The sequence below is a fragment of the Deltaproteobacteria bacterium genome (assembly GCA_005879535.1).
GTDB lineage: Bacteria > Myxococcota > Myxococcia > Myxococcales > 40CM-4-68-19 > 40CM-4-68-19.
Map to the genome: position 1 here is coordinate 94,696 of VBKI01000058.1, position 22,076 is coordinate 116,771.

The following is a 22,076-nucleotide window of genomic DNA, read 5'->3' on the forward strand; positions in this document are numbered from 1 at the left end:
GCGTACCACGTCAGGCGCTGAGCAGAGCTCCGGTCTCGTGGGACACCGGTTCCGACGGCGCCGCCTCGTCGAGCTCGAACCAGAAGAGGGCCCCGCCGCGGGGGCCGGCGCGCACACCGAGGGATCCGCCGTGCGATTCGACGAGCCGTTTCACGGTCGCCAGACCGAGACCGATCCCGGGAGCACCCGTGTGCGGCCCGCGAATGTAGGGCTCGAAGATCGTCATTCCGAGCGACGCCGGGATCCCCGGGCCGGTGTCCTCGACCTCGAACAAGACCCGGCCGCGCCGCTGGCGGACGCGAAGAGCGACCTCGCGCAACTCCGCGTCGCCCAGGTACTTGAGGCCGTTGCGCAGCAGGTTGCCGAGCACGCTGAGGAGGACGCCGGAGCTGCACGCGACGGCGCACTCGGGAACGTCCTCGAACCGGAGCACGGCGTCGCGTTGCACGGCGAACGGGGAAAGCTCGTCGAAGAGACCGGCGGTCACCGGGCGCACGTCTGCCTTGGCCGCGGCCTCGGGCCGGGCCCCGGCTCGCGCAAACTCGAGCAGTCCGTCGACGATGCGCCGCACACGCGAGAGGCTGGATTGCGCGCGCTCCAGGGCTTCGGCCGAGTGGGCCGGACTCTTCTCGACGATGCCCATCGCCATGCTCACCGCCGAGAGGGGGCTGAGGATGTCGTGGGCGACGCGGCCGGCAAACTGCTCCAGCTCCGCGGCCTTGCGTTCGGTCAGGTTCTGGTGCGCCTGCTGCATCCGATGGATCTGGCGCAGCGCGCGGATGGTGACGAACGCCGCGAACGCGGCGATCGCGGCGCAGAACGCATCGAGCTGCCAGGCCGTCCGGTTGCCGCGTCGCCGCGCGGCCTCGATTCGCTGCGCCGCCTTCTCCGCGGCTTCCACGTCGTACTGGACGAGATCGTTCGCCGCCGCGCCCGCAGCGTCCGCCAGACGAAAGACCTCGTTGCGCGCCGTCTCCTGCGCCACGTCGCGGTGTCCGCCCCGGGCCTGCTCCAGCGCTCTCTCGGCCGCTTCGTCGAACGCGCGCACCGCGCTGTGCAGCTTGCCGAGGAGGAGCGCCTCGGGCGCGTCGGTCGGCAGCGCCACGGCACGCTCCAACAATGCATCGAGGCGGCGGCGCGAGTCGACGATGTCGCTGGCCGGGAAGCCGTTCACGGTGCGAAAGACGCGCGCCTGCATCTCGCGCACCTCCGCGCGCAGATCGCTGATCACCTGGATGCCAGGCGCGGCGTCGCGCGAGATCATGACAGCGTCGGCGTCGATCTCCCGCGCCTGGTGCTGGACCAGGACCGTCGATCCGATGAAGGCCGTCACCACCCCGAGGAAGGCCACCGCCAGAACGCGCGTCGAAGTTCCCATGGTCGTAGTACAACACCGACCCCCACCGACTTCATCCCACCCGCACACAAAGCGAAACTTGGCGGACATGCGACCGCCGTCCCGGCCACCCTGATGATCGTCGACGCGCACGTCCACTTGCATCCACACCGCCTCGCGGAGGCGATCCGGCGCTGGTTCGACACGCACGCCTGGGGGATCGTCTACCGCGAAGACGTGGACGAATCCGTCCAGGTCCTGTGCGACGGCGGAGTCGATCGGATGGTGGCCCTGCCTTACGTGCACAAGCCTGGGCTCGCCCGCGCGCTGAACGAGTTCACGCTGGAAGTGGCGCGCCGGCACCACCCTCGAGTGCTGCCCTGTTGCACCGTCTTTCCCGGCGAGGAGGGCGAAGAGCAATTGCTCGACGAGGCGCTGTCCGGCGCCTTCCGCGGCGCGAAGATCCACTCGCATGTCATGAAGGTGGCGCCCGACGACCCGCGCCTCGACCCGGTGTGGCGCGCTTCGGCGCGGTTTCGCAAGCCGGTGGTCATCCATTGCGGTCCCGAGCCCGCACTGGCTGGCTATGGTGTCGATCCCCGGGCGGTTTCCGGCGCGGACCGGCTGCGCCGCGCTCTGGAGCGGCATCCGGATGCCGTCGTCATCGTCCCGCACCTCGGCTTCGATCACACGGCGCAGTTCGAGGAGATGCTCGCCGATTTCCCGAACCTGTATCTCGATACGACGATGGTCGTCGGCGGATACTTCGAGCGGCAGCCGGACCTCGCCATCCTCCGCCGCCACCCCGACCGCATCCTCTACGGGACCGATTTTCCGAACATCCCCTATTCATGGGACCGCGAGCTGCGGGCGATCCGCGCGCTGCGCCTTCCCGCGGGAGACGAGGAGAAGATCCTCGCCGGCAATGCGCTGCGGCTGTTCGGATCTCAGTAGCGCGGCACAGACGGATCGATCAGCCGCGACCACAGGTCGATTCCGCCGGCCAGCGAGACGGCGCTCTCGTACCCTGCCTGCCGCAGGATGGCCGCGGCGCTCAGCGAACGGACTCCATGGTGGCAGTAGCAGACGATCGGCGCGTCGGCTTGCAGCTCCTCGAGCCGCGACGGCAGCTCGTGGAGGGGGATCACCGCATGGTCAGACAGCCGCGCGAGCTGATGCTCCCAGTCGTGGCGAACGTCGAGGAGAAAAAGAGGGTCGCCCCGGCGGATCCTGTCCGCCAGCTCCTGGGGGGTGATCTCCATCGCGTCAGGCGAGGTCATATGTCAGTTTCCCGCGCTCGATGCGCGCGCAGATGGTCAGTTGGTGCGGACGAAGGCGATCGCCGACCAGCTCGTCGACGCGCCGCGTCTGCTGCACGACGAGGTAATCGGCGATCAGGCTCCGGTGGCAGCGCCAGGGAACGGCCTCGGCGCACATCACCGCGGTGCGCGACCGCCGCGCCAGGCCGAGCAGCTTCCGGATGCCGGCGCGGAACTCCGCCGTACGCATGTGGTCTGCATAATTGCGGAAGCCACGGTTGCGCCAGCAAGGTCGCGGCGACGGGTCCGGGCCCTTGCCGCGGCGGCCCGCCAGCTCCGGAACGGCGACATACCTGATTCCCGCGCGTCCGAGGGCGGCGCCGAGACGTCGTTCGCCAAACTGTGGCATCGCCCGCGATCCGCGCAGCTTCCTGACGTCCGCGACGATGCCGACGCGCTGCTCGTGAAGGAGCGCGAGGAACTCGTGCAGCGATCGGTTCGAATGGCCGACGGTGATGATCCGCGCGGCCCTCGTCAGTGCCCCCGCAGTCGCTTCTGCATCGTGCGGCGCACCGTCTCGTACCCCAGGTCCTTGAAGAGGTCGCGCGCCCGCCGGTTGTTGCCGGCAACCTCCAGCGCAATCACCTCGATGCCCCGCTCCTTCGCCTCCTGCTCGGCCTTCTGCATGAGTAGCCTTCCGTAGTTCTGGCCGCGGCCCTCGCGCACCACGCCGAGCGTCGTTACTTGTAGTGTTGGCGTCCCGTGGCGGGCGTCGTCGCGCTCGGTCAGCCAGAGGTGCCCGAGGTAGCGGCCGTCGTCTCCTTCGAGTACCCAGAGCTGTGCGCCGGGACGGCGAAAGCCGTTCCTGCTGAAGCCCATCTTCACGTCGAGGAGCGCGGGGAACCGCTCCCGGAAGATCGCGCGCTCCTCTTCCGTCGAGTCGCCGAGGGAGTCGAGCTGCGTCTCCAGCTCCAGCGCCGTGAACTGGGCCCAATCCCTGGGAGCGTACGGACGGAGGCGTGGCATGGCCGGGCGTGTTAGCGAAATGTGGGCCGCCATTCAAGGTGGGCCTTGCATCCGCCTTCAGTTTCCGCTTGAAGGAGCCTTCGGCTCGGAGGAGCGCGTGGCACGCAAGAAGGGCAGAGGGCCAGGACCGGGACCAGGCGGGCCACCGCAGAAGCCCGCAGGCATTGCCGGAAGCGGCGGCGGAGGCGGCTGGGCGCCGCTGCGCGACGCCATCCGGAGAGACGTCGAGCAGGCCGTTGCCGCGCTCGCCTTCGCCGAGCGGCTGCACCAGAAGATGGATACGCAGCGGCGCGCGTTCCTCGATTTTCCCCGCATCATGGAGCAGCTCCGGTCGGGCGCGATGGAGCGGCTGACCGCTTCGCTCTCGCGGCTGTACGAGGGAGGGCAGGGTTTCGACCTGCAGCGCTTCCTTCGCGATCTCCCTTTGGCGCTGGGCCAGCTGGCTGCGGCTGATAAAAGCAAATCGCAACCAGCAGCACCGGCGCCTGCGGAGAATGCACCGGCGCCTGCGGAGGCAGGCGCCGGAACGTTACTCGGGGCCGACTCGCAGGCGGAGGCGCCGCCGCCCGTTCCCGTCCCCGATGTTCAGCAAGCCGAAGGTCCCGGACCCCTGAGCCCCCGCCTGGAGCTCCGCGCCAAGCTCCTCGCCGCCGCCCCAAATCTGGCCAAGGCGGCCCAAAGCTACCGCCGCAACGTCGCCACCCTCCGGCGCGCCGCCCTACCGCGCCGCTCTCCAGGCCCGTGGCGCGCCGACCGCGAAGTGCTCGAAGAGGCCTCTCGCGCCGTCGAATTCGTGCAGAAGCTCCACGACGCCTACGCCGAAGCCTGGGCCGACCAGCCGCTGCCGAAGGACCTCGGCGATCAAACGGCGGCGGAGCTGGATCGCTTCCTCGCCTGGACCCAGCTCGACCGCTATGTCGAGCTGGCGGTGCTCGCGTCCACGAACACGCTGCGTCCGGGGAAGCCCGGCCAGCACGTGATCAGCGCACCCAAGGAAGCGGCATCTCATCCCCCGCCGGTCAGCGAGGCCTCGCCGGGAGCCATCGTGGCGGATTCCGATCCCGGACCCGCGGGAGAACCGGAAGAAGAGCGGTCCGCGCCGCCACCGCCCATCGCGGAACCCGAGCCAGGCCGCGCCTGATGCGCGCGCTCGCCGCCGCAATGGCGGTGGCGATGGCCGCCTCACCCGCGCTGGCCGACGAGAATCCCCTCTTCTTCCAGGCGACGGTGGCCACGCAGGCGCACCCGTCGTTCCATGCGCCGTACAGTGGGATGAACAGCCTTCATCCCGAGGCAGAATCCGCGCTGTCGGTCGTCATGGATTTGGGCGCCAGAATCCATCCCTGGATCGGAGCGGAGATCGTCGTGCAGCCCGAGCTCGCTGGCGGCCGCGGACTCAGCTCGACGCTGGGCGTTGCGGCGTATCCGAGCGGCGAGGTCTACCGCATCGGGAACCCGGAGCCCGCCCTGACCCTCGCAAAGCTGTCGCTGCGACAAAAGGCGGGCCCTGTGACTGTGACGCTCGGCAAGCTCAGCACGCCGGATCTCTTCGACAACAACCCGGTATCGAACGATCCCCACATGCGCTTCATGAGCTGGGGACTCTGGGCCTCCGCTGCTTACGACTACCCGGCCGACGTGCGCGGAGCCACCTGGGGAATCGCGCTGGACTACACCCATCTGTGGTGGTCGGCGAGAGCCGGGATGTTCCTCGAGCCCCAGGTCGCCAACGGAGCGACGCTCGAGCGCGACTTTACCAAGGCGCGGGGCCTGGTGGGGCAACTGGAAGCGCGCTCGGAGCGCGGCGCAGTGCGCGTTCTCGGTTTCATGAATACGGCGCACATGGGAAGCTACGCGCAGGCGACGGCGCGGCACGTCGACGTCTCCGAAACCCGCGCCGACGGGCGAACCAAAGCGGGCATGGCCGCGAGCGCCAACTACGACTTCGGAGGCGGCCGCGGTGCCTTCGCGCGGGCGAGCTTCAACGACGGCCAGAACGAGACCTGGGCGTTCACCGAGATCGATCGGTCGTTCGCCATCGGCGCCGTCCACGCGGGCGGCCCGTGGAGAAGGGAGCGGGACGAGGCGGGCGCGGCGCTGGTCTTCTCCGCGCTCTCGGCGGCGCATCGCGCATACCTCGCTTCCGGCGGTTACGGGTTTCTCATCGGCGACGGCGCCCTTCGTTACGGGACGGAAGTCCTGGCCGAGGTCTTCCATCGGGTGGCCCTCAGCGAGCAGGTCTCCCTCGGCGCCAACTACCAGCCGCTCTTCAATCCGGCGTTCAACCGCGACCGCGGTCCAGTGCACATCTTCACAGCCCGGGCGCACGTGGCGTTCTGATGCCCGTTGCGCTAAACGAAGCGCGCGCGAAGGAGACCGCTCGTGAGCACCAGCCTCCGGCCCGTCCGCTCGCCCCCCGCGGCGGAGCTCTCGCCAGAGCTCCTGCTCCAGATGCATTCGCTGATGGTGAAGGCCCGCGTCCTCGAGGAACGCCTGATCCAGATGTACAAGCAAGGCGACGGCTACTTCTGGATCGGCGGACCCGGCGAAGAGGCGTTCAACGTGCCGCTCGGGCTCCTGATCCACAAAGGGCAGGGCCCGCAGTACGACTACTGCCACTTCCATTACCGGAACTCCGCCACGCTGCTGGCGATGGGCGCCGATCCACTCGATGCGATGCGCCAGATGAAGAACACCTCCACCGATCCGTATTCGGGCGGGCGGAACTTCGTCGGCCACTACTCGATCCGGGAATGGAACGTGGTCCCTGTCTCCAGCCCCATCGAAGTCCAGTACTCGATGGCGCCGGGCACGGCCATCGCCAACAAGCGCGCCGGCGGGCGCGGCATCACCATCGTGACCGGCGGGGACGCCGGCACCGCCGAGGGCGATTTCTCCACCTGCCTGATCTGGTCGTCGCGGCCCGCCAGTCCACTGCCGGTGCTGATCGTCGTCACCAACAACAAGTGGGGGATCTCGACGCAGTACCAGGGCCAGCACGGCGAGAAGCGGATCAGCGATCGCGGCAAGGCCTTCGGCATCGAGAGCAAGACCATCGACGGCAACGATCCCGAAGTGAGCTACCGCGAGCTCTCCGCCGCGATGGAGTACGTGCGGGCGGAGCGCAAGCCCTTCCTCCTGGAGGCGGTGCTGAGTCGGCTCTACGGCCACAGCTCGGCGTCGGGTGCCAATCGCGTGAACGACGAGGCCGACTGCATCACCGGATTCGAGCGCCGGCTGGAGGAGCGGGGCCTGCTCAAGCGCCAGCAGATCGACGAGCTGCGCGCTCAGTTCAGTGCCGAGCTGCTCGCGGCGCACAAGCGCGTCAAGGAGGAGCCGCAGCCGGATCCGAAGAGCATCTACGAGCACGTCTTCGCCGAGCGCGACCTGGTGGGGGGCGGGGAATGAGCAACATGGTGCAGGCGATCCGGATGGCCCTGCACGTCGGCGAGGAGCGCCATCGCGTCACCGACATCTTCGGCGAGGACGTCGGCCCTCCGCTCGGCGGCGCCTTCACTGCGACGCAGGGCTTGAAGACGGCGTGGAACACGCCGCTCGATGAGCGTGGGGTGGTAGGCACCAGCATCGGCCTCGGGCTCGCCGGCTGCCGCAACGTCGCGGAGATCCAGTTCTGCGACTACGCGTTCAATACCATCGATCTGCTCAAGCTTGCGGGCATGCAGTACTGGGCCTCGAACGGAACCTGGAACTGCCCGATCACCATCATGACGCCCGTCGGGTCGGGCATCCGCGGCAGCATCTACCACTCGCATTCCTTCGACACGACGGCGACGCACATTCCTGGCTTCAAAATCGCGATCCCTTCGACTCCGCTCGACGCGTACGGGCTGCTGCTGTCGTGCATCGTGGACCCGAATCCCTGTTTCTTCCTCGTGCCCAAGGCGCTGATGCGGGTGCGCTCGCTGCCGGGGGAGGAGATCCCGGGCGAGCCCGGCGACGACCGCGCGCTCTCGAAATTGATCGATGCTCCGCTGGGCGATCGGACGTCGTGGAAGCCGCAGTGGCCCGATACCCCGGATCACTTCGTGCCCTTCGGCGAGGGGCGCACCGTCCGGGCTGGCCGCGATCTCACCGTGGTCAGCTATGGGCGCACGCTGCCCTTGTGCGTGAAGGCGGCCGAAGCACTCGCCCCCGAGGGCATCGAGGCGGAAGTCATCGATCTCCGGTCGCTGCACCCGTACGACTGGACCCGCATCGCCGAGTCCGTGCGCCGCACCGGACGCCTCCTGTGCGTGAACGAGGACACCGAGATCACCAACTTCGGCGAGCACCTGATCCGGCGCACCGTCGAGGAGCTCTTCTACGAGCTGATCGCTCCGCCGCGCCTGCTGGCCGGAGCGCACGTTCCGGGCATCGGGCTGGCCGACAATCTGGAAATGGCGTCGGTTCCGCAGCTTCCGTCGATCAGCGAAGCCATCCGCTCACTGGCGAGGATCGAACCATGACCGTCCTCGCCTACCTCTTCCGATCCGGTATGGCGCAGGCCCGCATCCCCAGGGCCGCCGAGATGCGGTGGCGGTTTCGCGCGAATCTGTCGTAGCACCAGCCGGCGAGGTTGCGGATGCCCGGCGCGCGCAATAGCGCCGCGATCGGCGCCCACGCCGGGAGCTCGCGAAGCACGCGCGCGACCCCTTCGGCGCGCACCAGCTTCCGCGCGCCGTCCAGGACGATCATCGTATGCTCGGTCTCTTCGCGCGAGACCCCGGACGGCAGCTGGGCGAGGTCGTTGCCGACGAACTGGAACACGCCCTTGCGGTCGCGCTTCCGCAGCCACGCGACCGACGCCTGGCAAACCCCGCAGTCTGCGTCGTACACGACGATCATTTCGATTCCCTGCCTGCGCCCGGCAGCTCCGGAAACAGGACCCTTTCGATCGGCACGATCCGGCGCCCCCGCTCCTCTTCGTTCCGTTCGCTGGCGAGCGACACGGAACTGACGATGCCGCCCACATAGAATAACGATGCCACGAGGCCCGCGGCGATCGCTGGCCACACTAGTCCGGCGCGCGCAAGCTCGACGGTAGAGCCAATGGAGACGGCGTTGAGGGTGAACGCGACTGCTGAATCCGACCAAAGCCCCAAGCTTGCATGACCTGCGCCGGGAAGCGCGGCGCTCAAGACACCGACGAACGCCGGCGATATCGAGGGTCGCTCGCGCAGGTCTCGAGCCTGCGCCAGCAGCGAGGGCGGGATCGGACCGTCCCGCTCTTTCACGAGATTGAGATAGAGAGCCGCTCGCCCGCGAAGATCTTCGTCATGGGCGCTTTCGATCCAGCGCCGGAAGGCCGTTTCATCGCCTCCTTTCAATCGCAGCCACGCCGCCGTGAACGTCAACAACTCTCGATCGCGTAGATCAGGCGCGGCGGACAGTTCATGGAACGCAGCGTCGGAATCGCCCAGCATCCAAAGACTGTAGGCGTCACGGATCGCGTACCAGATTCGGGCCCCCGGCGTCGATGCGAGGGATTGACCGACGATGCAGTGGACGTGCGCATCGAAGAACCTTTGGCGTGCGATCAGGCTCTCGATCCGATCGCGGGCGGCGCCGTCGGTGGCCTCGACGACGAGCGACGCCGCGAACAATGCCGCGATCACCTCGTGCATCGCAGCTCGCTGTCAAACCAGCGGAGCCGACCGCGGTAGATGGCATGAGACGGCTGCGATCGAGAGATATCCGGCTCCTCGAGCAGGCGTGCGAACGCGGCGTACGTCGACGGGACCACGCCGCACGCGCGCATTCCTCGCACCAGGAATTCGCTGTCCGAAGGTAGCCATGGACAATTGCTGCCGAGGATCGGCCGCAGCAAAGCCCGATACGCTGCGACGGCGCTGCCGGCCGGCGCCGCTGTCTCCAGCGTTCCATGACCGCGCGCCAATTCGTCGATGACGCTTGCGGCCCTCGGCGCACGCGGACCGGCGCAAGCCGCCGCTACGATGCACAAAGTCAAACGACCGATCACTGTCCCGCATCCGCCGCACGACTGGGCGCGGGCGGCGGGGCTTCGGTGCTCTGCCGCTGAACCGGCGTAGACTGCTGCTGGGCCAGAACCAGTTCGTAACGATGCTCGGGCTTGTAGTTCATGATCCAGAGAAAGGGAACCAGCACGAGGGCGCCTCCGATGCACGCTCCGACGGAGAATTCCTCGTTGCGCTGAAGCGCCGCATTGGTTTCCTGATAGCCGTCCTTTACCAGCCTCAAGTGCGTGGTTGAGCCGACGATCTTCTGGTCGGAATAGGAGTAGGGAGTCTGTCCCTTGAACTCGCCGTCCGCGTAGACCTTGGCCCCCTCCGGGACGGTGTGGATCACCGTCATGCTGGCGCAGCCGTGGAGCAGCGACCCAGCCGCCATCGCGCAGGTAACGTGCATACGAATGGAATGCATTTCCCCCTCCAGAGTACGAGCCCAACGTTTTAGTCAAACGGGTAGGGAGATGTAAACACCCCAATCCCACCGCGCGCGCGGCCCGCGGTGCAGCAGCTCGCCGGCCTCGCGGAGCTGGCTTTGGTCGTGCTTCGGCGCGACGGACCCGTTCCGCCCGAGGGAAGGGATACGCCGCGCTCCGCGACCGTACCCCGGGGTGCGTGTTAGAGATCCGACATGGTGCCGGAGAAGTATCGCCTCGCCGCAGTGGGGCGCTTCCTGCTCGAACAATTCGAGCTGCGCCGTCCTGGCATTCGGGAGTGGTCGCCGCAGATCGAGGCCTCGCTGCGGCAGGACGCCGAGAGCGAGCTGCAGCTGATGGAGAAGCAGGTCCGCGAGATCGGCATCGACGACGCGACCTACTGGCAGCGCGTCCGCCGTGCGCTCGACGAGATCCTTCTTCCTCGCTACGCGGCACTGGCCACCGGCGAGATCGAGCTGGCGAAGCGCGACTACGGCATCTGGCGCGGAGGCGACCTGGTCGCGCGCGCCACCTTCGCTCTCGCCGGATTCATCCTCGGCATCATCTGCGTCGAGGTGCCGTACATTCCCATCCAGGCCAAGTGGTTCCCCGCGCTGCTGTTGGTGCTCGGGCCCTTGTTTCCCGACGCCGTGATGTGGCTCCACCGCCGGCGGTGGCGGAGAAGGCTCGAGGCGCTGGTCGGCGATCTCCACCGCGCCAGCGAGACGCTGGAGACCTACCGCCCGATGTCCGAGCTGACGCGCGCGCTGGGAATACCTTCCGAGCTCGCGGAGGCGCCGCCCGTCGCGGCGCGAGAGAGGGGCTGACGTGGACTTCAACCTGAACGTCCCGCGCGTGACCGTCCCCGGCGGCGCGAGGATGCGCGTTCTCTGGATCGCCGGGGCGGCGGTGCTCGCCCTGCTGGTCGGCTACAACTCCTGCACCACCTACGTGAAGCCGGGCGAGGCGGGCGTCAAGCAGATCAAGTTCGGTCTCGGGAAGGGCATCGACCCGACGGTCTACGGCACCGGGCTCCACTACGTGGGAGTGGGCGAGACCATGCACCGCTTCCCGCTGCGGCTGCAGGTACTCGAGCTGAGCAACTCGCGCGGCGAGGCCGGCGACCTGGAAGGGCACCGGGTGGCGCCGGGGGTGAACATCCAGACGAGCGAAGGCTACACCGTGCAGGCCGACCTCACCGTCCTGTACCGGATCGCGGATCCCCTCAAGGTGATGCAGACCATCGGACCGGGTCGGCTCTTCGAGGACAGCGCCGTGATCCCGCGCGCCCAGCAGGACCTGCGCCGCGCCCTGGGTGAGCTGGACGCGGAAGACTTCTATCGCGGCGACAAGCGCGTGGAGAAGGCGCGGGCCGCGCAGCACGCGCTGGAGGTGGAGCTGAAGGACAAGGGGATCGAGGTGCTGCAGGTCCTCATCCGCCGGTACACCTACGACCAGCGCTACCAGCAGGCCATCGAGCAGCGAAAGATCCAGGATCAAACCGTCTACAAGAACGAGGCGGAGGCAAAGTCCGCCGCTGCCGCGGCTGCCAAGAACAAGATCATCGCCGAGGGCGCCGCCTCTGTGCAGGTCGAATTGGCGCGCGGCGAGGCCGAAGTGAAGAAGCTCGAGGCCGATGCGGACCTCTACCGGCGGAAGAAGGCCGCCGACGGCGACCTGCTGGTGAAGCTGGCGGAGGCGCAAGGGACCGAGCTGGAGAACCAGGCGCTGCGCGGCGTGGGAAGCGAGAACATGGTCGGCCTGCGGATGGCGGAGGCGCTGAAGGGGACGCGGCTGATCGTCCTGCCCTCCGACGGCGAAGGCGGCATGAACCCCCTCGATCTGAAGACGCTGATGCGGCGCTTCGACGTGAAGGAGTGACCATGCTGACGCGCAAGACCACTCCGCTACTGCTCCTTGCCGCCGGCTGCACCTTCCACAGCACCGACTCGACCGAAGTGGGCGTGCTCACCCGCAAGATCGGAATCGTCGGCAAGGGCGGCGTGCAGCAGGAGACGTACCTGCCCGGCGCCACCTACACCTTCCCGGCCTTCATCACCGACTGGAACGTCTACAACGTCGCGCTGCAGAACCTGGCGATGGTTCGCACGTTGCAAAAGGGTGACCGCGGCTCGCGGGACGACGTGGAGTTCAAGACCCACGACGGCAACGACATCGCGGTGGACGTGACCGTCGCATGGCGCATCGATCCGGCGAAGTCGCCGTGGATTCTCGAGCACGTCGGCGGCTCGACCGAGGAAGTGAAGGAAAACCTGGTGCGGCCCGCCTGCCGCAGCATCGTGCGCGACGTGCTCAACGCGATGACCAGCGAGGAGTTCTACGTTTCCGAGAAACGGTTCGTGAAGGCGGAGGAAGCGCGGGAGAAGCTGGCGGCGGTGCTCGGTCCGGAAGGAGTGATCGTGGAGCGGGTCATCCTCGGCGAGCACCATTTCCATCCCGACTACGAGAAGGTGATCCACGACAAGAAGCTCGCGGAGCAGACCGCGGAGCGGATGGTGAGCGAAGGTCACGCCGCCCTGCAGGAGGCGCTGCGAAATCTGGAGACGGCGAAGGGGCAGGTGTCGCAGAAGATCGCCACCGCCCGCGGCGCCCTCGATCAGGTGAAGCTGCACGCCGACGCCGACTACTTCCGCGCGCAACGCGAAGCGGAAGCGATCCTCGCGGAGAAGAAGGCGCGGGCGAAGGGCGTGGAGAAGACGAACCAGGCGATGAGCGGCGCCGGCGGCCGCACGCTGGTCAAGCTGAGCGTCGCCGACGCGCTGCTGGGCAAGCAGATCTTCTTCCTTCCCTCAGGGGGAAAGGCGGGAGGGCTGCAGACGATGAACCTGAACGATCTTCTCGCCCGCTTCGCGTTCGCGGAGACCTCGTCCAAACCCGCCGCGGTGAAGGTGCAAGACGACGCGAAGTGACGTTCCTCAAGCTCACGCTGGAGTACGACGGCACCGACTTCGTGGGCTGGCAGCTGCAGCCCAACGGCCGCAGCGTGCAGGAGGAGCTGGAGAAGGGGCTCGCGCGGCTCTGCGGCGAGCCCGTGCGCGTCACGGGCGCAGGCAGGACCGACGCCGGGGTGCATGCGCGCGGACAGGTGGCGTCGTTGCGTGTCCCGCGCGAGCTGCCTCTGAAGGCGTGGACGGCCGGGCTCAATGCGCTGCTTCCCGACGACATGGCCTGCGTGCGGGCCGAGTCCGCTCCCGAAGGCTTCGACGCGCGCCGCTGGGCGCGGGGCAAGCGCTACGCGTACGCAATCCTGGTGACCGCGGTGCGGTCGCCGCTCGAGCGGGGCCGCGCATGGGAGATCCGCCGGCCGCTCGACGTCGAAGCGATGCGCCGTGCCGCTCCGTCGCTGCTCGGCGTGCACGACTTCTCCGCTCTCCGGGCCGCGGACTGCCCGGCGCACACGACCGTGAGGGAAATTCGCAAGCTGGAGATCCGGCAGAGCGGGCGGCGCCTGGAGCTGGTCGTGGAAGCGACGGCGTTCCTCAAGCACATGGTGCGCAACATCGTGGGAACGCTCGTGGAGGTCGGACACGGGCGCCGCGAGGCGGGGTCGCTGACGGCGCTGCTCGAGGGTCGCGACCGGACGCTGGCGGGCCCGACAGCGCCGCCCCATGGGCTCGTGCTCGACGAGGTCTTCTACCTGCCTGGAAACTCCGACCCTAAGCAGGATCTCGAGGACTAGGCGGGCGGATCGGCTCGGGGCCGCGATCGCGCCCGATGCGAAATCTCCGCGCGCCGAGCTCGAGCAGGAAACCGTGGCGGTCTTCGCGCAGGTAATCCGCGAGCGAGAGCTGCGCGTCGCGCGTCAGCCGCGCACGCTCGCCGCCGACGCGCACGTAGAGCACGTCCTCGACGCCGGCGGCGAAGGTCGACAGATCGATCTGGACCCACTGGCCCGAGGCGAGCTGCCCGCGCAACGTCGCCCCTGAGGGTTCGATGCGCCGAATCCAGAGCGCCGCGTCCTCTACATCGAGGTAGGCCCAGTCCTTGCCGATGCGCGTCGCCCAGCGGCCGTCCGCTGCGCGGTGGATGCCCTGATGCAGCACGGCATAGGTGCGCGCGTGCTCGACGAGGCCGTCCCGATGCCAGAAGCGGCCCTCCTTGTCGAGGCGAAGGCCGCTCTGCTCGCGCAGCTGCCGCAGCGTGTCCGGATCCACCATCGGAGGATTCTAGCCATGCTGCGGCGAGACCTGCGAGAGCGCCCTCAGTTCCCCTGGTCGTGCGGCACGGTGACGGCGACGGTGCCCGTCGAGCTGTTGTTCGAAGCGTCGGTGCAGGTCACGGCCACGTTGTACACGCGGTCGCCCTTGCCGGAGCGCTCTGCGCGCAGGCTGGCCGTCATCCTGCCGGTGATCTGGGAATCGGCCGCGCTGCCTTCGTTGCTGCTGACGGAGACGATGCGGCATGAGCTGGCCACATTCGCGTCGCACGCGTCCGCGACGGACACCCCGAGGGAAACCGCGACCATCTTGTGATTCGGCGGCCAGAGGACGTTGGGGGATGCGGTCATCTTCGAGATGCCCGGAGGGGTCCTGTCGACGACCGTGACCGTTGCCGCGCAAGATGCGGCTGAGTCGAATTCGTCGGTAGCCTTCAGACTGACCGCGGTAGCGCCGAGCGGATAGGGACCTGCCGGCGTCTGCGTGACTACGAAGGGATCCTTGTCCGGGTCGAATGATCCATTGTCCACGGACGCCGTTGCGGAGCACGTGGACTGCGGTGTGGCAACCGTGACGTTCTGGCAATTGGCGATGGGTGGGTTGTTCACGGGGACGCCCCTTGCGAGGCCGTTCGAGATCAGTCGATTGAACTCGCTGTTGACGTCTTCCGGGAGCATCAATCGATCGGCGACCATCCGATCGAGTGCGGCAGAGATCTTGTGATAGTAGTTGCCATAGGACGGGTACCTCTCCCCCCCAACGGCCTGACGTGGGTCGTTGGTTGCCCGGTCCGCGGCGGTCGCCGCAAACGGAATCATCTGCCCGGAACCCTCGCAGCCGTCGTTCGCCTGCGCACCGGCGCGCAGCGCCCAGCCGGTATACGTGGCGAGAGGCACCGTGACGTCCACCAGGCGCACGCCGGCGATGTCGTTACCGTCGCCATCCGTTTTAGGAATGAAGCTTGGATAGATGGGGCCGTTGGCCGGGTTGTCCTGGTAAGTGGACTGAGCCGGAGTCCGAACATCGATCACGGGCGGGTTGATCGTGGCGATGCCCGTTTGGTAGAAATTCGGCCCATAGTCAAACAGGTAGCGCGTCGTCTTCAGGCCGGTATAAGTGACGAGCCCATTCGGAGTGTGATTGAGCTGCGTGAACGGGTCCGGAATATCCGGGAAGCCCATGCCCGATTGCGGCAGCGGCGGCACCAGGGTGCCATTGTCCAACCTGGGGACGCGACTCGGCGGCGGCAGGATTCCGTTGGTCCAGTCGTCAAGCGCGATGAACAATGCCCGCTGCACCGGCGCCGAGTTGAGCGGGTTTTGGGACTGCTGGCAGGCTCCTCGGCTTGCGCCGTTGCCCGTGCCATGCTGGTGGCTGGAGATGAAGTAGTTCCTCGTGAACGGCGAATCGGGCAGATCGACCGTGCCGGTCGGGTCGGTATGGAGCAGCGACGCCGCTTTCACCCAGTATTCATTCGCGGAGTAGATCTCGGCGCCGAAGGGGCAGGTGCCGCTCGCTTCGCACTTCGCATATCGGCTGTCGGTCTTGCCGCTGATGGGGTCGTGGGTCATCACGTTCGCGAACGGGAACACGCCCTCGACGAAAAGATGATCCTGGCGGTTGCGCTCGGTGCGGCCCGGCTGGGAGAACCGGTAGTTCATGTTGATGCCGTCTCCCGCGGCGATCCACTGCATCATGCCGTCGAACACCTTTTTGCCGTTCTCGGCCTGGTTGAACCCGAGGTGCCTGAAGTCGTTGAGCAGGCGGCCGGGTTGCGAGACGATCTCGGTGTAGATGCGGGTGATGTCGCCGGCCAACGGATTGGCGGTGCCGGAATCATCCGACAGCTCGTAGCGGAGCCAGGCATTCCAATCGCGGATGGCGGCAAAGCCGAGCCCGTTCACCGTCGGGTCTTTGGCCGTGTACGAAAATTCGTAGATGTCGTTTGCGAGGAAGCTCGATCCGACGAGGCTGATGGCGGTTCCGGCCGCATTGTAGGTCCAGCCAGAACTCGGAACCACGGCTGGCGCGTCGCCGAGGTGAACGTGATGGGTCAGGGTCGCCTGGCTCTTGTCGAGGGTCGCTGCCGGATAATTCAGCTGATACGAGGCTCCCGGGCTGACGATGTACTCGAACGCCGGTCCGGTGATGGTAGAGCCATCCGGGTACTTCGCGATCGGCAGCGTGATCGTCGTGTTGAAGTTTGCCGTGCTGGTGCCGGCCGCAAAATCCCACCCGCTCCAGACCATCGTATATCCGCGCGGCATCAGGAATGAATTCGCCAGGACCGTCGAGTCGGTGATCGTCGAACCGGGATCGTTTGTCACGCCCCCGCTGACGCGGCCCAACCCAGTCCACGTCTTGCCACCACGATTGGGTGGCTCATACATCACCTTGTGGGCGCCTTTGGTCAGATCGATGGGCTTGAGGATGTAGAAGTCGAACGAGTACTCCACGTAGCCCTTCATATTTCGCGGCGCGAGGCCGATGTCGACGATGACGGAGTTCAGCGGCCCGGTCGGGTCGACTTCGCCAAACGCCTTACCGACGATCTTCTCGTACTGGCCGACTCCCGGCCACGAGTAGCGGCCGAAGGTCGGCGATTCCACCGCGGTGATCTGGATTCTGGTGATGCGAGCCTGTGCCGGCGCTGCGGGAATGAAGCAAATCGCGAACGCGAGCATCGCGCCGCAACCGAAGATCGGTCCCGTACGTGTCATGAGTTCCCTCCCCCGATGTCCCCGGATCGCGCGACCGGTACGCCCGCGCGCGGCGAGCGGTCAAGTGGCCCCGCGTCAGGCGAGAAACAAAGCGAAATGGAAGATCCGGCATCCGTCGTACATGTAATTTTACGTCTGTGCGGCGGATGGCGTGCTGCGCCTCGACCGAGTGCGTACCTTGCGGCCGGAGGCGATGCACCATGCCAGAGAAGGAAACCATCGAGCGCGCGCACAAGGACGCAGCGCAGGGCAAGTCGACGTCGACACAGGCCGGCGAGTTCGTCCGCGAGGAGATGCATCACGTCCGTGAAGGCAAGCACGGCGCGCGATCGCCCAAACAGGCGATCGCCATCGGCCTGTCGAAGGCGCGGCGAGCGGGCGTGAAGCTCCAGGCGCCGAGAGCGGGGAAGGCATCGCCGCAAACCCGACGCAAGGCCGCGCGCGACGTCGCCAAGGGGAGGCGGCGGAGGCGGCCGTCCGCAAGGCGGTCTCGGGCGGTGCGACGCGCGCTGAAGCGGGAGCCGCGTTCCTCGGCATCGCGGTCGGCACTCGCGAGGCAGGCGCACGGCGCGGCGATGCGGCGCGGCCCGAAGTCGCGGCGGGCGGCGGCGAAGAAGGCGGTGCGGACCAAGGGCCCGGCCGGGCGCCGCGCGGCGGCGCGCAAGGCGGCGCGGACGCGCGCGCGGTCGCGCTAAGCCTCGAGGCGCGGATCCGTCGGCTGCCCGGCGGTAAACGGCGGCAACGGTGGGCAGCCGTGGGGCGGCATCGCACGCGCTCGCAGAGAATCGTCAGCCGCCTTCCGGGTACCATTCGGAGGATGAACACACCATCCTCCGTCGTTGGGTGTTCCAGCTGCGGTGCTTTGCATACGCCGACTCCGGGCGACCGGGGTCTCTGCGCGGCGTGCCGGCGCCTTCTCGTCTCCGACGTGCCTTGGCGCGGTGACACAGCGGGCGCCGGAACCGCCCCCAAAAAGCCGCAGAAGGAAAACGCGTCGCGCCCGCGCCCGATCAGGAACGGGGCCTCGCGACGCATCGTGATCGGCGCGGTCGTCGCCTTGATTGTCGCCGGCCTCGGTGCGGGCGTCGCGACGCGGCGGCAGCCGCTTTTGGATTCCTGGACGAAGATCGAGCGGCACATGAAGAGCGGCGTCTGGAGCACGATCCGACGCCGCACTTCGGCCGTCTGGGCCACGATGCGACGCCAGAGCTCCGACGCGTGGATCGCAGTTCGGCGCCGCCTGCCGTTCGACGCGTCAGAGGGCAAGGGCAGCGACTCGATCGCGCCCGCGGGCCCTTCGCGCGCAGGCGCTGGGGATACGACCGTCGCGCGAGGGACGCACCGGCGCAAGACGGCGTCGACGAGGCGCAGCCGCGACGACTGAGCGCCTTGCTGTTCTATACTCCGCGGCCGCCAGGAGGCGCTGCGGGATGCTGATCATCGAAGGCGAGCTGGACGGGCCGCGCTCGATCGATCCGACGGACCTGCGAATGCTGCCGGTGCAGATCGACGACGTCTCGAAGGTCGTACCGGGACGCGACGGCTCCGCGGTCTGGCTGCGCGACGTCCTCGCGCAGTCCGGGCTCAGGCCTTCGGGGCGATTCGCGACCCTGGCCTCCGGCGACGGCAAGTTCGCCATCTCGGTCCCGCTACAGCCTCTGCTCGAGCGGGCGATGCTCGTCTACCGCAAGGGCGATGCGCCGCTGCCCCTTTCCAAAGGCGGACCGGTCCGGCTGCTCCTTACGGGCAAGGTGGAATGCGAGGCGCCCGACATCGACGCCTGCGCGATGGTCAAAGGCCTGGCCCGCATCCGGGTCACCGTGGAGCGGGAACCCGACGTGGGCCACGTGCACCACTGAGCCCGCCTCGTCAGGGCGTCAGCACCGCGCGGAAGCGGACGCGGTTTTCCATCATCTTCCCGAACGCCTGCTCCGCCTGCTCCAGCTTGAAGACCTCGATGCGGGGACGGACTCCGGTGAGCACGCTGAATGCCATCGTTTCCTCGGAGTCGATCGAGCTGCCGCTTGGCCATCCCGCGATGCTCTTGCCGCTGAGCAGCGTGAGGGCCGAGAGCTTCAGCGGCTCGAACGGTGCGGCAACGATGAGCAGTTTCCCGCGGGGCTTGAGGCCTTCGACGGTGCCGGCGATGGCCTCGCTGTTCGGCGCGGTCGCCAGCACGAGGTCCGCTCCTCCAAGCTCTTGCAGTCCTGCGGCGGCGGCACCGTCGGCGGTGTCGACGTACTCGTGCGCGCCGAGCTGCTGCGCGAGCTCCCTCTTGTCGGCGCCACGCGAGACCGCGACAGTCCGGAAACCCATTTGCGCGGCGAACTGGATGGCGAGGTGTCCGAGGCCGCCGATGCCCTGGACGGCCACGGTGTCCCCCGGACGCGCGCCGCTGTTGCGGAGCGCGTTGTAGGTGGTGATGCCAGCGCAGAGCAGGGGAGCGGCGTCCTTGGCGTCGAGCTTCTCGGGGATCCGCGCGGCGGCTTCGTGCGAGACGACGACGTACTCTGCGTAACCGCCATCGAAACTGATGCCCGTTACCTGCGCCCGCTCGCAGTTGAGGAAGAGTCCCTTGCGGCAGGCATTGCAGACGAAGCAGTGGCCGCCGTGCCAGCCGACACCTGCCCGGTCGCCCCTCTTCCACTGCGTCACGTTGGCGCCGACCTTGTCGACGCGTCCGGCGATCTCGTGGCCGGGAACGCGCGGCAACTTGAGACCCGGATAGGCCCCCATCTTGACCAGCGCGTCGCTGTGACAGATGCCGCACGCTTCCACCTGGACGCGGATCTGGTTCGGCGCCGGTTCCGGCAACTCGCGCTCGACGAGCTCGAAGGCACCGCCGGGTTTCGACACCTGCACCGCTCGCATCATCTTCGCCATGGTGGGCTCCTCTCCTTGGATCCTGTGGAGATGCACCGCCCACCATGGCGATGCGGCGAACTACCCTTTCGTGCGCATCCAGCCGAAGCGGGTGTTGTCCCTCCCGCCGCCCATTTCGGCGTACTGCTTCTTCATCTTCGTCAGCTTGTCGTCGGGGAGCAGGGCCACCGGAACGATCGGGGTCGGGTAACCGGGGCCTCTCAGGGCGTTGTCGATGGCGCTCCCCGACTGCATGTAGAGAGCGTAGTTCGCCAGCCTGCCCTGCTTGTAGACGCCTTCGTCAGTGCCGAGGGGCTTGGCAGCCGCGGGGAGTCCATACAGGCGCGCGCTGTTCAGACCAAGGATCTTCCGCTTCGCCGATTCCGTCACTTCCGGATACCCCCACTTGTGCTGGAGCTCGTCCGGCATCTGGAACCGCCACAGCGCGTCGATCTGCCACTGCGGTCCGCCATACCAGAGAGAATCGGACCCGAAGACGATGTTGTTCTCGCCCATGTAGTAGAGCAGCTGGCCGATGAGGTGGGCCCAGACCGTCGGGAAGGTCACGATCATCGACGCCATCGTGGTGCCAAGCTCCGCGTAGACATTGGGGAGCCGCCGCGTGCTCGCCGGCGAGTTCGAGAACGGCTCCGCCCCTTGCACGTACTTGCCGGCCGCGATCTGCGCGAACTGCGTGGTCCAGCGGATGTTCGGCACGGTGTGGCCGCGGCTGTCCGTCAGCGTCGTCGGCGGCATCGCCAAGGCAGTGTTCTTGATGTCCTGCAATGCCTGCAGGACCCAGAACGACGGCCGGATGCACGAGTGGTAGATGATGAAGTTGAACTGAGGCCAATCCGAAGCCGCCTTCACCATGTCGTCCGGGTTGCCGAATTGCGGAATGTTGTTGCTTCCGCCGGGCTGCGTTCCATTCGGACCGACCGACGCTGACAATCCCTTGTGGATGCAGATGTTGTTGAAGCCCGGGTGCTTCTTCAGCTGATCCTTGTTGGCGTCGATGATCCCGTAGGTGGGATACGCGATGTCCTCGTCGTCGAGGCGCCACCTGCCGAACTGGGCGCCGGGCGCGCCGCTCGCGGCAAAGGCGATGTTGTAGCCCTTCCACGAGTCGGGGTGCATGTTCTCGATCTGCCACTGCGTGTAGTCGCCGAAGTCCGGGTCGACGAGGTTGCCCGCGCCCGGATAGATCTGCGCGTGCGCGAGGGCACGTGTGGAGCCGGCGAGCGCATTGATGAAGTCCCGGCACTGCGCCGTCTGCCACCCCGTCAGGATTTCACTGCCGAGGCTCTCGGTGATCTTCCTCGCTGGGCCCGGAACGCCTCCGCCCGGCGGTGTGAAGAGGGCGATGTTCGCGTTGCTGATGATCGACACGCTGGTCTGCGCCTGCAGGTACATCCGGTTGATGTACTGGCCGAGGTGGAACTCGCCGGCGTCGGTGGTGGGCGGTCCGGGGTTGGGCGGGGAGTCGGGGCCGAGCTGCCCGGGATTCCACGGGGTCCACGGGCTGCCCAACTCATCGACGCCGCCCGGGTTTCCGCCCGTGCCGTTGTTGGGATTGCCGAACGGTCTCGTCGGGCTCGGGAAGAACCCGGCCCCTGTCGAGACCGACCCCGGCCCCTGCGCCAGCGCCCGCAGCCCCTGCGGGTTGTTGGTGCTCGACCGGACGATGTGCGTCTGATCGTCGAAAACGAACAGGTTCGCCGGCGCCCCGTTCTCCCTGAACGCCGCCGGCTCGAACATCTCGACCGGGCTGACCTTGAAGAACTTTGTTCCGAACACGTCGTTGATGGCGAGCAGCGACGCCGCCATGCCTCCCGAGCCTGAGAGGAAATCGCGCCGGCTGACCCCGAGCTTTTTGGATGCCTTGTCGGCGAGCTCCTTGATCCGGGCCTCGACATGTTTCTGCTTCTCCGTTTGCGGATGCGGCATGTACTCGCCGTTGGAGATCATCCGCGTCGGGATCGGCGCCTGGAACGGCTCGCTCTCCGCGGGCGCGACATGATCGAGCTGCTCGTCGCTCAGCCACGCATCTTCTTCACGCGAACCGGGATATCTCTTGCCGTCAGAAGCCATCGCTCCCTCCTTCGAGTGGCCGTTTTCGGATGGCGGATCGCCCCCCGTTGCGCGCGGAAGCGAAGCGAGCGCAGCGGGAAAAGATCAAGACGCGGCTCGTCGCGATCCGGATGGATGTACCGCGTCAAAGGCGGGATCGGGCGCGAGACCAACAGCTTGTGGCGTTGAGCAGACCCATCGCAGAGCGCTTCAGAGGTCGCG

General features: G+C 67.5%; 22 protein-coding genes and 1 pseudogene. 12 read left to right on the forward strand and 11 right to left on the reverse strand.

Going from position 1 to position 22,076, the window contains the following annotated elements:
* Positions 1 to 10 precede the first annotated feature (10 nt).
* Complete coding sequence (locus tag E6J58_09210) at positions 11 to 1,501, reverse strand: hypothetical protein (GenBank protein ID TMB38410.1); 1,491 nt, start codon at positions 1,499 to 1,501, stop codon at positions 11 to 13.
* Between E6J58_09210 and E6J58_09215 the strand changes: the two genes are divergently transcribed.
* Positions 1,472 to 2,290, forward strand: a complete 819-nt coding sequence (locus E6J58_09215) for an amidohydrolase (protein ID TMB38411.1) — start codon at positions 1,472 to 1,474, stop codon at positions 2,288 to 2,290. The genes E6J58_09210 and E6J58_09215 overlap by 30 nt on opposite strands.
* Here the strand turns inward: E6J58_09215 and E6J58_09220 are convergent.
* The 3 genes from E6J58_09220 to E6J58_09230 are packed head-to-tail and all read right to left on the reverse strand — an operon-like array spanning position 2,284 to position 3,654.
* Positions 2,284 to 2,598 (reverse strand): hypothetical protein, encoded by a 315-nt coding sequence (locus E6J58_09220; GenBank protein ID TMB38480.1) that lies wholly within the window; start codon positions 2,596 to 2,598, stop codon positions 2,284 to 2,286. The genes E6J58_09215 and E6J58_09220 overlap by 7 nt on opposite strands.
* Positions 2,599 to 2,602: 4 nt before the next feature.
* Entirely contained in the window at positions 2,603 to 3,133 is a 531-nt protein-coding gene (locus tag E6J58_09225) for a DUF488 domain-containing protein (GenBank protein TMB38481.1), read from the reverse strand.
* Positions 3,130 to 3,654 carry a GNAT family N-acetyltransferase gene (locus E6J58_09230; protein ID TMB38412.1) on the reverse strand — a complete coding sequence of 175 codons (525 nt, stop codon included), beginning with the start codon at positions 3,652 to 3,654 and terminating at the stop codon, positions 3,130 to 3,132. The genes E6J58_09225 and E6J58_09230 overlap by 4 nt, the downstream gene beginning before the upstream one ends.
* Positions 3,655 to 3,718: 64 nt before the next feature.
* Between E6J58_09230 and E6J58_09235 the strand changes: the two genes are divergently transcribed.
* The 4 genes from E6J58_09235 (at position 3,719) to E6J58_09250 (ending at position 8,087) form a co-directional block, all read left to right on the forward strand.
* The gene (locus tag E6J58_09235) at positions 3,719 to 4,762 is read left to right on the forward strand and encodes a hypothetical protein (GenBank protein ID TMB38413.1); all 1,044 of its coding nucleotides are present in this window, start codon (positions 3,719 to 3,721) and stop codon (positions 4,760 to 4,762) included.
* Entirely contained in the window at positions 4,762 to 5,961 is a 1,200-nt protein-coding gene (locus tag E6J58_09240) for a carbohydrate porin (GenBank protein ID TMB38414.1), read from the forward strand. The genes E6J58_09235 and E6J58_09240 overlap by 1 nt, the downstream gene beginning before the upstream one ends.
* Before the next feature lie 111 nt (positions 5,962 to 6,072).
* A complete protein-coding gene (locus E6J58_09245) occupies positions 6,073 to 7,029 on the forward strand; it encodes a thiamine pyrophosphate-dependent dehydrogenase E1 component subunit alpha (GenBank protein ID TMB38482.1) in 957 nt (318 codons plus the stop codon).
* Positions 7,026 to 8,087: an alpha-ketoacid dehydrogenase subunit beta gene (locus E6J58_09250; GenBank protein ID TMB38415.1), complete on the forward strand. Its 1,062-nt coding sequence runs from the start codon at positions 7,026 to 7,028 to the stop codon at positions 8,085 to 8,087. Before E6J58_09245 ends, E6J58_09250 begins: the two co-directional genes overlap by 4 nt.
* Before the next feature lie 10 nt (positions 8,088 to 8,097).
* Here the strand turns inward: E6J58_09250 and E6J58_09255 are convergent, their stop codons facing one another.
* From E6J58_09255 to E6J58_09265, 3 genes are all read right to left on the reverse strand, one after another.
* A complete protein-coding gene (locus E6J58_09255; GenBank protein ID TMB38416.1) occupies positions 8,098 to 8,466 on the reverse strand; it encodes a DUF393 domain-containing protein in 369 nt (122 codons plus the stop codon).
* Complete coding sequence (locus tag E6J58_09260; GenBank protein TMB38417.1) at positions 8,463 to 9,245, reverse strand: hypothetical protein; 783 nt, start codon at positions 9,243 to 9,245, stop codon at positions 8,463 to 8,465. Before E6J58_09260 ends, E6J58_09255 begins: the two co-directional genes overlap by 4 nt.
* Before the next feature lie 352 nt (positions 9,246 to 9,597).
* Positions 9,598 to 10,023 (reverse strand): PEGA domain-containing protein, encoded by a 426-nt coding sequence (locus E6J58_09265; protein TMB38418.1) that lies wholly within the window; start codon positions 10,021 to 10,023, stop codon positions 9,598 to 9,600.
* Between the two features lie 216 nt (positions 10,024 to 10,239).
* Here E6J58_09265 and E6J58_09270 point away from each other — a divergent pair, with 216 nt between their 5' ends.
* Genes E6J58_09270 through truA form a run of 4 tightly spaced genes read left to right on the forward strand, consistent with a single transcriptional unit; the run spans position 10,240 to position 13,724 of the window.
* The gene (locus tag E6J58_09270) at positions 10,240 to 10,851 is read left to right on the forward strand and encodes a hypothetical protein (protein TMB38419.1); all 612 of its coding nucleotides are present in this window, start codon (positions 10,240 to 10,242) and stop codon (positions 10,849 to 10,851) included.
* 1 nt (position 10,852) lies between these two features.
* Positions 10,853 to 11,905: an SPFH domain-containing protein gene (locus E6J58_09275; GenBank protein ID TMB38420.1), complete on the forward strand. Its 1,053-nt coding sequence runs from the start codon at positions 10,853 to 10,855 to the stop codon at positions 11,903 to 11,905.
* Between the two features lie 2 nt (positions 11,906 to 11,907).
* Positions 11,908 to 12,954 (forward strand): prohibitin family protein, encoded by a 1,047-nt coding sequence (locus E6J58_09280; GenBank protein ID TMB38421.1) that lies wholly within the window; start codon positions 11,908 to 11,910, stop codon positions 12,952 to 12,954.
* A complete protein-coding gene (gene truA, locus E6J58_09285) occupies positions 12,951 to 13,724 on the forward strand; it encodes a tRNA pseudouridine(38-40) synthase TruA (GenBank protein TMB38422.1) in 774 nt (257 codons plus the stop codon). The genes E6J58_09280 and truA overlap by 4 nt, the downstream gene beginning before the upstream one ends.
* Here truA and E6J58_09290 read toward each other — a convergent pair.
* Together E6J58_09290 and E6J58_09295 are read right to left on the reverse strand one after the other, a co-directional pair.
* Positions 13,702 to 14,202: a hypothetical protein gene (locus E6J58_09290; protein ID TMB38423.1), complete on the reverse strand. Its 501-nt coding sequence runs from the start codon at positions 14,200 to 14,202 to the stop codon at positions 13,702 to 13,704. The two genes, truA and E6J58_09290, sit on opposite strands and share 23 nt — an antisense overlap.
* A 662-nt stretch (positions 14,203 to 14,864) precedes the next feature.
* Positions 14,865 to 16,922: pseudogene (locus tag E6J58_09295) on the reverse strand (hypothetical protein).
* A gap of 200 nt (positions 16,923 to 17,122) precedes the next feature.
* Here E6J58_09295 and E6J58_09300 point away from each other — a divergent pair.
* The 3 genes from E6J58_09300 to E6J58_09310 all read left to right on the forward strand — a co-directional run bounded on the left by E6J58_09300 (position 17,123) and on the right by E6J58_09310 (position 18,781).
* On the forward strand, positions 17,123 to 17,617 hold the full coding sequence (locus E6J58_09300) for a DNA-binding protein (protein TMB38424.1): 495 nt from the start codon (positions 17,123 to 17,125) through the stop codon (positions 17,615 to 17,617).
* A 341-nt stretch (positions 17,618 to 17,958) separates the two neighbouring features.
* The gene (locus tag E6J58_09305; GenBank protein ID TMB38425.1) at positions 17,959 to 18,306 is read left to right on the forward strand and encodes a hypothetical protein; all 348 of its coding nucleotides are present in this window, start codon (positions 17,959 to 17,961) and stop codon (positions 18,304 to 18,306) included.
* A 46-nt stretch (positions 18,307 to 18,352) separates the two neighbouring features.
* Positions 18,353 to 18,781 carry a hypothetical protein gene (locus E6J58_09310; protein TMB38426.1) on the forward strand — a complete coding sequence of 143 codons (429 nt, stop codon included), beginning with the start codon at positions 18,353 to 18,355 and terminating at the stop codon, positions 18,779 to 18,781.
* A gap of 10 nt (positions 18,782 to 18,791) precedes the next feature.
* Here the strand turns inward: E6J58_09310 and E6J58_09315 are convergent, their stop codons facing one another.
* Positions 18,792 to 19,805, reverse strand: a complete 1,014-nt coding sequence (locus tag E6J58_09315; protein TMB38427.1) for a zinc-binding dehydrogenase — start codon at positions 19,803 to 19,805, stop codon at positions 18,792 to 18,794.
* A 60-nt stretch (positions 19,806 to 19,865) separates the two neighbouring features.
* Positions 19,866 to 21,875 carry a hypothetical protein gene (locus E6J58_09320; GenBank protein ID TMB38428.1) on the reverse strand — a complete coding sequence of 670 codons (2,010 nt, stop codon included), beginning with the start codon at positions 21,873 to 21,875 and terminating at the stop codon, positions 19,866 to 19,868.
* Between the last annotated feature and the right edge of the window lie 201 nt (positions 21,876 to 22,076).